This is a genomic window from Halorientalis sp. (assembly GCF_028275115.1).
Lineage (GTDB): Archaea > Halobacteriota > Halobacteria > Halobacteriales > Haloarculaceae > Halorientalis.
In genome coordinates, this window is record NZ_JAQCNH010000009.1 from 25593 (window position 1) to 38100 (window position 12508).

9 protein-coding genes are annotated in these 12508 nt (G+C 65.1%); 7 read left to right on the forward strand and 2 right to left on the reverse strand.

Annotated elements, in window-relative coordinates; translation table 11 throughout:
• The first annotated feature begins 312 nt into the window (after nt 1-312).
• The 5 genes from Q0964_RS01440 (at nt 313) to Q0964_RS01460 (ending at nt 8484) form a co-directional block, all read left to right on the forward strand.
• A complete protein-coding gene (locus Q0964_RS01440) occupies nt 313-2079 on the forward strand; it encodes an ABC transporter substrate-binding protein (RefSeq protein ID WP_299262690.1) in 1767 nt (588 codons plus the stop codon).
• Between the two features lie 4 nt (nt 2080-2083).
• On the forward strand, nt 2084-2932 hold the full coding sequence (locus Q0964_RS01445) for a phosphatase PAP2 family protein (protein WP_299262692.1): 849 nt from the start codon (nt 2084-2086) through the stop codon (nt 2930-2932).
• A gap of 121 nt (nt 2933-3053) precedes the next feature.
• Nucleotides 3054-6254 carry a carbamoyl-phosphate synthase large subunit gene (gene carB, locus Q0964_RS01450; RefSeq protein WP_299262694.1) on the forward strand — a complete coding sequence of 1067 codons (3201 nt, stop codon included), beginning with the start codon at nt 3054-3056 and terminating at the stop codon, nt 6252-6254.
• A gap of 227 nt (nt 6255-6481) precedes the next feature.
• Entirely contained in the window at nt 6482-7429 is a 948-nt protein-coding gene (locus Q0964_RS01455) for a hypothetical protein (protein ID WP_299262696.1), read from the forward strand.
• A 392-nt stretch (nt 7430-7821) separates the two neighbouring features.
• On the forward strand, nt 7822-8484 hold the full coding sequence (locus Q0964_RS01460) for a hypothetical protein (RefSeq protein WP_299262698.1): 663 nt from the start codon (nt 7822-7824) through the stop codon (nt 8482-8484).
• Here the strand turns inward: Q0964_RS01460 and carA are convergent.
• Complete coding sequence (gene carA / locus Q0964_RS01465; RefSeq protein WP_299262700.1) at nt 8481-9527, reverse strand: glutamine-hydrolyzing carbamoyl-phosphate synthase small subunit; 1047 nt, start codon at nt 9525-9527, stop codon at nt 8481-8483. The genes Q0964_RS01460 and carA overlap by 4 nt on opposite strands.
• A gap of 102 nt (nt 9528-9629) precedes the next feature.
• Between carA and Q0964_RS01470 the strand changes: the two genes are divergently transcribed.
• Nucleotides 9630-10043 carry an Lrp/AsnC family transcriptional regulator gene (locus Q0964_RS01470; RefSeq protein ID WP_299262702.1) on the forward strand — a complete coding sequence of 138 codons (414 nt, stop codon included), beginning with the start codon at nt 9630-9632 and terminating at the stop codon, nt 10041-10043.
• Between the two features lie 81 nt (nt 10044-10124).
• On the forward strand, nt 10125-10712 hold the full coding sequence (gene idi / locus Q0964_RS01475) for an isopentenyl-diphosphate Delta-isomerase (protein ID WP_299262705.1): 588 nt from the start codon (nt 10125-10127) through the stop codon (nt 10710-10712).
• A gap of 101 nt (nt 10713-10813) precedes the next feature.
• Here idi and Q0964_RS01480 read toward each other — a convergent pair.
• Nucleotides 10814-12508: carboxypeptidase regulatory-like domain-containing protein (locus Q0964_RS01480; protein ID WP_299262707.1), on the reverse strand; the 1695-nt coding region annotated here is incomplete at its 5' end.

Here is a 12508-nt window from a genome sequence, read left to right on the forward strand (position 1 = left end):
CGGGAGGCAGCCGTCGACTGAGAGCGAGCCGACAGGACGGAACCGTCGGGCGACGCGTCGGTTCCGCTCCCCAGAGGGGACGACCCGGCGGTCGAAACCGGATCGCGACAGCACGTCCGGGCGTTCGGCGTGGCGACAGCGGCGCTGCTCGTCGCTTTAGCCGTCCCGTTGTTCGGGCTGTGACCCGGTCACGGGCCCGAGGTGGGTGTGACGCGAGCGACGGTGGCCGGGCCGTGGATTCCCGAACACATAAAGGATATACCGAGCAGGGCTAAACGTAATCGCAATACAATGTCGGCTGGCCGAGATGGTGTGTCGAGACGCAAGCTCCTGGCCGGTGCCGCGGCGGTTACGGCCAGCGCGAGTGCTGGCTGTCTTGACCGACTTCAGGCGCTTCTCGGCTGGCGCGGCGGCGGACAGACGACGGTCCGGATCAAGACGCTTCCGGCGGACGCCGACCCTTACGCGTTACGGCTGGCGCGGGCAATTGCGGAGTGGCTGACGGCAGCGGGAATCGACGCCCGGATCGTCCCAACGGCCGAGGACGAACTCCGGCGACAGATTCTGGTCAATCACGAGTTCGATCTGTTCGTCGGACGAACACCGGACGTCCCGCGGGAACCGGACGCTCTGTACTCACTGTTGCACTCGACGGGCGTCCTGGCGCCGGGATGGCGCAACCCGTTCGGGTACTCGAACGCACAGGCCGACGACCTGCTCCAGCGCCAGCGGCGCGCAACTGGGCAGGACCGTCGGACCGTAGTCGCGACGCTGCAGGAGACGGTCGCACGGACACAGCCGTTCAGCGTCCTCGGATTCCCGGAGACGATCCGGGCGGTTCGGACCGACCGGTTCACCGGCTGGGAACGGGCGGACCTGGGCTCGCTACTGGGGTATCTGGCGCTCGAAGCGACACCCGGCGCGGGGCCGAGTCCACGAACACTCCGGCTCGGCACGACCTACCAGCAGGAGGTCCGGAGTCTGAATCCGCTGTCGGTTCGGTACCGCGACAACACGATGCTGACAGACCTGCTGTACGACCCGCTGGGACGGGCCCTCGGCGACGACGGAGTCGAGCCGTGGCTGGCCGACAGTTGGGAGTTCGAGCGACGAGGCGAGGACCTCCGGGCCACGGTCCGGTTGCGGCCCAACCAACTCTGGCACGACGGCGAGCCGATTACCGCGAGCGACGTGGCGTTTACTTACGAGTTCGTCGCGGACACGTCGGGCACAGACGAGGACAGGTTCGTGCCCGTCCCGCGGTACCACGGCCAGGCTAGCCTGGTCGAAAGCGTCCGGGCCGAGGACCTCCGGACTCTCGAGTTCGCGTTCACGGACTGCTCGGAAGCCGTCGCCCGGCGCGCGTTCACCGTCCCCGTTCTGCCCGAGCACGTCTGGCAGCAGCGTCGGCGGCCGGCCACTATCGGCGGTGTCGACGTGGGCGGAGAGGTGACGGAGGCACTGGTGACCAGAAACGTCCCTGCGGTCGGGAGCGGGCCGGTAGCGTTCGCCGAGCAGTCCGCCAACGGCGGACTCGTCGTGCGGCGGTTCGACGAGCACTTTCTCCACCGGACCGACGGCGGGGAGTTTCCGGCGTGGATGGACGGCGGCCTCCCGTTCCAGCGACTCGTCATGCGGGCGGACGTGTCCGACGGTATCATCGTCGAAGCGGCGGCGGACGGGACGCTCGACGCCGCGGTCAGCGGGATCGGGGTCGGCACCGTCGACAGGGTCGGGGACGCGGAGAAACTGGAGCTTCTGACCCGGCCCTCGGACTCGTTCTACGTGTTGGGGTACAACACGCGGCGGCCGCCGCTACACAACTACCAGTTTCGCCGCGTCTTGGGACGGCTGCTCGACCGTGGCTACCTCGCCGAAGCGGTGTTCGACGGGTACGCAACGCCGGCAGCGAGCCCGCTCGCGGGGACGGACTGGGTCCCGTCGGAACTGGAGTGGGACGGCGAACACCCCGTACTCCCGTTCCTGGGGTCCGATGGCGACGTAGACGAGGAACAGGTCCGGCAGGCCTGGCAGGAAGCCGGCTACCGCTACGAGAAGGGGACACTCCTCGGGCGGTGATACCGTGACACTGCTCGAACTCTCCATACGGGTACTCGGTGTGGTCGGGGTGATGCTCGTCCTGGCGTCGCTCGTGTTCGTCGGCCCGCGGCGGCTCCGGGAGACGAGAGCGGACATCCGGGGCCGCCTTCGCGAGACCGGACCAGTCGTCGCCGTGTTGGCCGGAGTGCTGGCGATGAACAGTTTCATCCGTGATATGAGTACGGACCTCTCACAGCTCGTCGGTGTCAGAATCACCAGTTCGATCCACGGCATCGAGGGTGCGTTCGTCGGGCAGGTCCAGACCGTCGCCTCCCCGCTTCTGACGGCGTACTTCTCGAACGTGTACGTCTACGGCTACGCGTTCCTGATGCTCTTCCCGCTGGTGGCGTATCTGACCGTCGACGACCAGCGGCCGATTCGAGAGCTGACCGTCGCCTACATTCTCAACTACGGCATCGGGCTAGTCTGCTATCTCGCGTTCATCGCCTACGGGCCGCGCAACTTCATGCCGGACGTGGTCGAACCACTGCTTTACACCCACTGGCCGCGCTCACAACTGCTCACGAGCGAGATCAACCGCAACACCAACGTCTTCCCCTCGCTACACACCTCGCTGTCGGTGACCGTCGCCCTGATGGCCTACCGGACCCGCGACGCCTATCCGTACTGGCTCCCGGTCGCGGCCTTCATCGCTGGAAGCGTCGCCGTCTCGACGATGTACCTCGGCATCCACTGGGGGACCGACGTGGTTGCAGGCCTGCTTCTGGCCGCGGGTTCTGTCGTCGCCGCAGTCCGAATCCGGCAGTTTGCGGACCGACACGACGGGGCGGCCCGGGACCGTTTCGGCGAACTGACCGACCGGCTCCGTTGACCCACCGGTCGCGGCGACGACCGGCCCGTGTGAACCCGCCACAATACGAATTTCGAAATTCGATTACGATGCTCGCAATCTATCGCCGGGCTTATTACGATGAGCGAACTGAGGGCGGACAATGACAGACGAATCAGAGGACCGCACGATTCTGTTGATCGGGAGTGGGCCGATCAAGATCGGACAGGCCGCGGAGTTCGACTACTCCGGCGCACAGGCCTGTCGCGCGCTACAGGAGGAGGGGGCGCGAGTCGTGCTGGTCAACTCCAACCCGGCGACGATCATGACCGACCCGGACATGGCCGACAAGGTGTACATCGAACCGATCAATACCGAGGCCATCGCCGAGATTATTCGGAAGGAACAACCGGACGGTGTCATCGCCGGTCTTGGTGGTCAGACGGGGCTGAACGTCACGGCCGAACTCGCCGAGGAGGGAGTGCTCGAGGAACACGACGTGACGGTGATGGGCACGCCACTCGACACCATCTACGCGACCGAGGACCGCGACATGTTCCGCCAGCGGATGGAGTCTATCGGCGAACCCGTCCCCGAGTCGGTCACCATCGAGTCCATGAACGAGGTCGAGGATGCCGTCGAGGCCGTCGGCGGCCTGCCGGTTATCATGCGGACCACGTACACCCTCGGCGGACAGGGGTCGGGCGTCATCGGCGACATGGACGAACTCAAAAACGCCGTCCGGAAAGGGCTCAACCTCTCGCGCGACGACCGCGTGATGATCACCGAGTCCATCGACGGCTGGATCGAACTGGAGTACGAGGTGATGCGCGACGCCGACGACTCCTGTATCATCATCTGCAACATGGAGAACATCGACCCGATGGGGATCCACACCGGCGAGTCTATCGTCGTTACCCCCAGTCAGGTCATTCCCGACGAGGGTCACCAGGAGATGCGCGACACCGCGTTGAAAGTGATCCGCGAACTCGGGATTCAGGGCGGCTGTAACATTCAGTTCGCCTGGCGTGACGACGGCACACCCGGCGGCCAGTACCGCGTCGTCGAGGTCAACCCCCGCGTCTCCCGTTCTTCGGCGCTGGCCTCGAAGGCGACCGGCTACCCAATCGCTCGCGTCACCGCCAAGGTCGCGATGGGCAAGCGCCTCCACGAGATCGAAAACGAAATTACCGGCCAGACCACCGCCGCGTTCGAGCCGGCCATCGATTACGTCGTGGCGAAGGTGCCGCGCTGGCCCAAAGACAAGTTCCGCGACGTCGAGTTCGAGCTGGGGCCGGCGATGAAGTCCACGGGCGAGGCCATGGCCATCGGCCGGACCTTCGAGGAGTCGATGCTGAAGGCGCTGCGGAGTTCCGAATACGACCCCGCCGTCGACTGGGCCGACGTGAGCGACGACGAACTCGAATCGGCGTATCTCGAGCGACCGACGCCCGACCGCACGTACGCTATTTTCGAGGCGTTCGAGCGCGGCTACGCCGTCGACGCGGTCAACGAGCTGACCGAGATTCGCGAGTGGTATCTCGAACGCTACAAGCGCATCGCCGAGGCCGCCATCGCGGCCGCCGAGGGCGACTTCGCGGCCGCCGCCGAGGAGGGCTTCACCGACCAGGAGATCACCGCCATCGCCGGCGGTGAGTTCAACGACACACACGCCTCCTGGCTTCCCGACCGCGACGAGGCACAGCAGGTCGACGCGGACGAGGTCGAAGCGGATGGCGGGAGCGTCACCGTCGAACAGGTCGACGACGAGACCCCCGACCGCGCGTTCAAACAGGTCGACACCTGCGCCGGGGAGTTCGCCGCCTCGACGCCGTACTACTACTCCGCCCGCGAACCGCTCTCGGGACTGGGCCGCGACGAGGTCCAAGTCGACACCGACGCCGAGAGCGTCGTCGTGGTCGGCGGCGGCCCCATCCGGATCGGGCAGGGCGTCGAATTCGACTACTGTTCGGTCCACGCCGTTCAGGCACTGGAAGCGATGGGCATCGACGCCCACGTCGTCAACAACAACCCCGAAACGGTGTCGACGGACTACGACACCTCGGAGGGCCTCTTCTTCGAGCCGATCACCGCCGAGGAAGTCGCCGACGTGGTCGAAACCACGAACGCCGACGGCGTGATGGTCCAGTTCGGCGGCCAGACCTCCGTCGATATCGCCGAACCGCTCGAAGCCGAAATCGAACGTCGCGGGCTTGACTGCGCGGTCATGGGCACCGCCGTCGAGGCGATGGACTTGGCGGAGGACCGTGACCGCTTCAACCAGCTCATGGACGAACTGGATATCGCGCAGGCAGAGGGTGGCACCGCGACCTCCGAGCAGGAGGCGCTGGAGATTGCTCGGGGTATCGGCTACCCCGTCCTCGTGCGTCCGAGCTACGTGCTGGGCGGCCGCGCAATGGACGTGGTGTACAACGACGAGGACCTCGAAACGTACATCGAGGAGGCAGTTCGGGTCTCCCCGGACAAGCCGATCCTCATCGACGACTTCCTCGCCGACGCGGTCGAACTGGACGTCGACGCCGTAGCGGACGGTGACGACGTGTTGATCGGTGGTATCATGGAACACGTCGAAACTGCGGGTGTCCACTCCGGCGACTCGGCATGTATGATCCCGCCACGGTCGCTCTCGGAGGCCGTACTCGGACGCGTCCGCGACGTCACCGAGGACATCGCGACCGCGCTGGACACTGTGGGCCTGCTGAACGTCCAGCTGGCGGTCAAAGACGAGACGGTGTACGTGCTGGAAGCGAACCCGCGCTCCTCGCGGACCGTCCCGTTCGTCTCGAAGGCGACGGGCGTTCCCGTCGCCAAACTCGCGGCGAAGGTCATGGCAGGCACGAGTCTCGACGACCTCGACATCGACGAGCAGATTCCCGACCAGGTGTCGGTCAAAGAGGTCGTCCTGCCGTTCGACCGCCTGCCGGAGAGTGACCCGCGGCTGGGCCCGGAAATGAAGTCCACGGGCGAGGTCATGGGCACCGCCGGTTCCTTCGGCAAAGCCTACCAGAAGGCCCAGATGTCCGTCGGGAAGCCGATTCCCACCGGGGGGACGGCCGTCGTCGACCTGCCGGTGATCGGCTTCGAGGACCACTTCGACGTGGAGGACCTCGACAGCGCCGACGCCGAGCAGCTAAAACAGCGCCTCCGTGACGGCGATATCGACCTCGTGGTCTCGCGCAACCGCGAGATTCTCGAGGTCTGTGTCGAGGAGACGATCACCTACTTTTCGACCATCGAGAGCGCCGAGGCGGCGCTTGAGGCGATTCAGTCGGCCAACCAACCGCTGAACGTGCAGGACGTGGCCACCCGCCCCAAGGACACCCGCGACTGGGGCGACTACTGAGGCCACGAGCGCCGTTCACCCGGTCGCGCGGAACCCCCTCTCGGTGCGGCCGGTCACCACGGCGTCGGAGTCGTACCGTCTGGACCCGGACACAGGAGGGAGTCGGGACACGAGGTTTCGGCGGCCCCGTCGGGCGACTTTCGGGACGCCTGACACTCGATGTGCAGGATAACAGTCTCTAAGTATCCACACTAGAAACCAGGGGGACATGTGCGAGGGGACGGGAGATGCTCGATAGAGACAGCAGTACCACGCGAATCGTTTCGGGAGTCGTTCAGATACTCGCGGTCGCAGTGGTCGGCGTGGTCGTGAGCGTACTCATCACGGCATTCACGGATAGTTTGCAGGTCGCACAGACGCTCGCGACGGTTGCGGGCGCACTGGCGACGGTCGTCCTGCTCGTGATCGTGGGCTGGTACGCCAGACGCCTGGAGGAGGCCGCAGCCGAGAGCCGGAAGCTCCGGCGTCGGCCGTACGTCAAGCGGATCGTCGCGACTGGGATCGACAGGATTCTGGAGTGGCTCACGACGAATCGTAATCGGTGGGACCGGACGAACCCGCCGGCGGGTATGCCCGCCTACCCCGAGATCGAGGACACGGGGGTTCCCGACGACGTGGTCGCAGACATCTCCCGCGACCACCCCGACCTCGTCTCGGACGTGAGTGCCTTTCTCACCGCGAGCCGAGAGTACCGCGACGCCTGGCAGGACCTCCACACCGACCTCTCGCGAATCGTCAACCACGCCTTCGAGCTATCCGACTCGCCCGGCATCATCGACGACGTGGTTCCCGAAACCTACGAGGGTGCGGCCCGGGCCGAGGGCGTCGACCCCTGGGCCGAACCCGACGAGTTCATCGATGCCCACCCTCGCCTGTTCGCCCGGCTCATTCTCACGAATCCGGAGCCGTCCCTGAACGGCGCCGCGTACCTCGACACCGAGGACTATGCCACGCTGCTGGTCGATGCCCACCGCCGTGAGTTCGTGAACCTCCGGGGCGAGGACGAAATCGCCGACCAGATCGACCTCGTCCACCGGAAACTAGAGACGCTCAAGGAGAACGACCGGAACATGGAGGAGCGCCTCCAGGACGTACGCAGCCAGTATCTCGCCGAGTACGAGATTATGGAGACGGAACTCGGCGAGATCAAGTCCGGCGGGCGGTCGGCGGTGTAGCACCGGTCAGAGGTCGTGGCTTCGGAGTCCCCGCCAAGGGTCGGTCGTCTACGGTCGTGGTCTCGGATCGTGTCGTCTCTGGCTTTCTCACTGTCCTGCGCGCAGCCGAGACCGTCGGCGCGGCCGTTCGGAGAGTGACTGCCACGACAGCCCAGCGGACTCGTTCGAGGACACCGGTGCGCCGTCCCGAACACCCCCACAGGATAGAAACTGACGTATTTAACCCTACATCCGTACTTAGAATTATATTCATTTATTCTGCGCCGCAAAAGTATCATAATAATACTCTGTAAGAGATATAACACTACGTTCGTAACTCTGATTACGAGACGGCACGACAGCTGTCGTGTGAACCACCCAACCGCAGTTGTCTACGTCAGCGTGGAGGCGGAATGACGGATTCGGATGTCGCCGAGCGAGCGTTCGTGCTCGCGGAGATGGCGTCCGACGATTCGGTGACGATGTCGGTCCTGGCCGGGCGCGAGGGCCGGTTCTCACAGCAGGCCCCGCTGAACGATCCGCCGGTGACCTACCTCGAAGAGACGGAAGCACCGGTCTTCGTGCTGACGAACGGAAAACGAGGGGTCGGTCGCGGCGTCAAGAGTAATACTATTGCGCCCGGTAGCGATTTCAGGACGGTCATCCTCGTGACCGGTCGACGAACGCTCTGTCTCGTCGGCCAGAACGACGGCGACGCAGTCGTCGCGGTCCCTCACGAGTCGGTAACAGCGGTCCGGTACAGCACCGGCTTCCGCAAACACAGGCTCGTCTTGCAGACGCCGGAGAGCGCGTACCACTGCTGGGTCCATCGGAAGACAGAGACGGCGGTCCTCGACGAGGTAACCGATTTCGTGGACGAACACACGGTCGAGCGGCCGGAGCCGGTCTCGGACGACGAGGCGGTGAGCCGCGTGATGTATCGCGGGCGACCGGTCGCACGGGACACGACCAACGGATCCAGCGACGATAGGGATGACTCGACGGGGTCAGCCGCCGGTGAGACAGAGGAGGAGTTTACCGTCACCTACCGGGGACAGCCGGTCGACCGGGACTAATCCTCGGCCATCGCCAGCACGTCGTCGAAAAAGCCCTTCGAGTCGTTGGGGCCGGGGTTGGCCTCGGGGTGGTACTGACGGGTGATGATCTCTAAGTCGTCGTTCTCCAACCCCTCGGGCGTGTCGTCGTTGACGTTGATTTGGGTGACCTCCAGTTTGTCGCCGGGTTCGGCGACTGTGTAGCCGTGGTTCTGGGTGGTCATCACGACCCGGTCAGTCCGGAGGTCACGGACCGGTTGGTTGACACCGCGGTGACCGAACTCCATCTTCTCGGTCGACCCACCGAGTGCACTGGCGACGACCTGCTGGCCGAGGCAGATGCCGGCCATCGGGGTCTCGCCGACGTAACTGTCAACGAGGGCCTTGGTCTGCTCGAAGTTCTCGGGGTCGCCGGGGCCGTTCGAGATGAACAGCACGTCGGGGTCGACCGCGGCCACGTCGTCCTCGGTCGCGTCGTACGGAAGAACGTGAACGACGGCGTCGCGCTCGACCAGCGAGTCGAGAATCGAGCCCTTCGCGCCACAGTCGATTAGCGCGACGGTCTCGCCGTCGCCGTCCGAATTGAACAGTTCGGGCTCGCCGACGCTGACCCGCGCGCCGATGTCCGTGTGATCGGACATGTGTTCGCACCGTTTCAGTTCGGCCAGGGCGTCGTCCTCGGTCGCGTCGGGGCCGGCGGCGATACCACACTTCATCGCCCCCTCGTCGCGGATGCCCGTGACGAGTTCGCGTGTGTCCAGGTGGTCGACTGCCGGAACCTCCTCGGATTCGAGCCACTCGGCTACGTCCCCGGTGAGTTCGCGCGCGATGACGCCGCGCGGATGGACGCGGTCGGACTCGAACCGCTCCTCGCGGACGCCGTAGTTCCCGATCAGTGGATACGAGAACGTCAGAATCTGTTCCTCGTATGATGGATCCGTGAGACTCTCCTCGTACCCCGTGTACGCGGTCGTGAATACCAGTTCCCCGCGGGTCGTGCCCGGAGCGCGGGAACGCGCCTCGACGACGCGTCCGCCTTCGATAGCCACGTAGGCGTCAGTCATTACGAGATGCGTACCCGTCGGCGGTTCATAAGTGTTGCTTTCGAAGCACAGTTACGAATTTCGCAATCCTCAAGTGCGCTGGGCGAGTACGATCGTATCTCAATGGACGAGTTGGACCGGCAGATTCTGAGCATTCTACGACGGGACGCTCGGACGGCGTACACGGAGATCGCGGACCGGGTAGGGACCTCGGAGGGGACGGTCCGCAACCGCGTCGAGCGACTGGCCGAGGACGGCGTCATCGAGCGGTTTACCGTCGCCACGTCCACCGGAAACGTCAAGGCGATGATCGAAATCAGCGTCGACGTCAACGTCGACACCGCCGCCGTCTCCGACAGAATCGTCGAGTGGCAGGAGGTCGACTCGGTCTGGCAGGTCTCGGGCGAGGAGGACATCGTGCTGGTCGTCGACGCCGCCGACACCGAACGGGTCAACGAGTTGATCACGAAAGCCCGTGAGCTCGACGAGGTCGTCTCGACTAAAACTCGGCTGATTCTGGACGAGCGGCTCGGGTGAGCGGCCGTGAACGGGGTCGGTTCGCGGCGGTTCGGAGTCGACCTCGGTTCCTTTTTGAACCCACTGGTCGATTGAACAGTCATGAGTTCAGAGGAGACGGCCGGGGGGACAGACTCCGGAGGGGGAGAGACGGCACACGAGAACGCGCGTCAGGCGGTCGTCACGGTCGACGCTGACGATACGGAACTCGGGACGGCCAACCGCCTCGATGCCCACACCGGTGACGGGATTCGTCACCGGGCGTTCACCTCGCTGCTGTTCGACGAAGACGACAACATTCTGCTAGCCCAGCGCAGCCCGGACAAGCGTCTCTGGGACACCTACTGGGACGGCACCGTCGCCTCCCACCCGGTCCAGGGCCAGAGTCAGGAAACCGCGACCAGACAGCGTCTCGAAGAGGAACTCGGTGTCACACCCGACCAGTACGGTGACCTCCAAGTGACCGACCGCTTCGAGTACAAGCGGCACTACCCCAACGAGGGCGTCGAGTGGGAGGTCTGTGCCGTCCTGCAGGCGACACTGACCGACCGAACGCTCAAGCCCGACCCCGACGAGGTTGCCGGGCTCATGTGGGTGCCATACGAGCGCCTCCACCAGAACCCCCACTGGTACCGGCAGCTCCGGCTCTGCCCCTGGTTCGAGATCGCAATGCGCCGCGACGTCGAGTAACGCCCGCGACTGTTCTGGCGGCGCACGTCTACACCCGCCGCCGAGCCGACGGCTACGCGGTGTCGCGTCCGAAAAAAAGCGACTGAGTCGTCGAGCGTCGATTAGCTACCGGTCTCGATGTTGAACTCGGTCAGGTACGCCGCCTCGTTGTCGCCGGGACCGGCCGGCAGTCCCTGTTCGGCGTTGACCTGATCGTTGATGTTGACACCGAAGACCGAGCCACACCCGGTCGCCGTGTCGACGTTGAAGTCGTCGGAGACCAGCTTTGCCACACCGTCGTTGTTAATCCGTTCGCCGGTCACCGTGCTGGTGGCCGGGAACGCGGAGCCGGTCTGGTAGCTCTTTTCGGTCGAGACGTTGATCGAGACGCTCGGGAGCGTACAACCGGGGTCCGAGAGTCGGTTGGCCGAGTCGCTCGTCACCTGGTCGTACGGGTTCTGGGCGGGCGAGGAGACGTCGAAGATCGTCCCGATCGTCCACACCGTAATCCCGATGTCGATTGTGGTCTCGAGTGACGTGCGGTTGTTATCGAGGTTGAACGTCCCGCCGGCCTGACCGGCCGTGGTCAGGTTGGCACGGAAGTAGACGTTCCCGATCGTGTCGGACTGGGTCTCGTTGATGATGTCCCGGGCAGGCGGGAAGTCGACGCTACCCCGCCAGGTGTTGTTCGACGGGTAAATGGTCCCGTCGATCTGGATACAGTCGTCCGTCGGCAGGAAGTCCGGCCCCTGCTCTGCTGGGTCGGGCTGCCCGTCGCGACACGTCGAGTACAGAATCGGGCGGTCGTTGTTCGGCGTGCCCGTCTGCAGGTAGCTCTCCTCACCGCGCACGTACGCCGTGAAGTTCTTCGGTCCGGTGTCGACCATCTCCAGGCTGAAGTCCTGGGTCACCGTTTCCCCAGGACCGACCGAGACCTGTGCGGAGGCACTGTTGTAGTCCTGCGCCGTGGCCTCGACCGTGTAGGTGCCCGGTGCGACCGTCAGCGTGTAGCTGCCGTCGGCGGCGGTGGTCGTCGACTGACCGTCAGCCGTGACCGTCGCGCCGCCGAGGTTGTTGCCCATCGTATCGGTCACCGTCCCGGTGATGGTGCCGTCCTCGGGCGTCAGCGAGAAGTCCACTGTCGTGGTGGTGCTCTCGGTCACCGTCGCCGACTTGCTCACGGATTGGAAGCCGTCGGCGTTGGCCGTCACCTGATAATCACCCGGCGCAATCGACAGCGAGTAACTGCCGTCGGCCGCCGTGGTCGTGGTGACACTGCCAGCCGTGACGGTCGCGCCCGACAGTGCGTTACCACTGTCGTCGGTCACGGTCCCGGCGACCGTGCCGTTCTGCACCGTCTCCGGGTTCAGCGTGATCTGGGCCGTAGCCGTATCGTTAGCGGTGGAGACACCGTGCGTGTAGGTGTCCGCCGCCAGACCTGTCGTGTCCACGTTGAACGTCACCGTCGTGCTGGCCCCGCTGGCCAGCGTCTCGCTCTGAGACGCGAGTGTCTCCAGCGAGCCGTCACCGTCCGTGTCCACGCCGAACTCGACGGACTGGGTGCCCTCTGCACCGCCGTCGTTCTGGACGTCGGCCGACACGGTAATCGTATCGTTGACGGTCGCCTCGGCGGGTGCCTGCAGGTTCGACACCTGGAAGTCCGCCGTCGGCGTCGCCGGTTCATTCAACGTGATCTGTGCCGTAGCCGTATCGTTGGCGGTGGAGACACCGTGCGTGTAGGTGTCCGCCGCCAGGCCGGTCGTGTCCACGTTGAACGTCACCGTCGTGCTGGCCCCGCTGGCCAGCGTCTCGCTCTG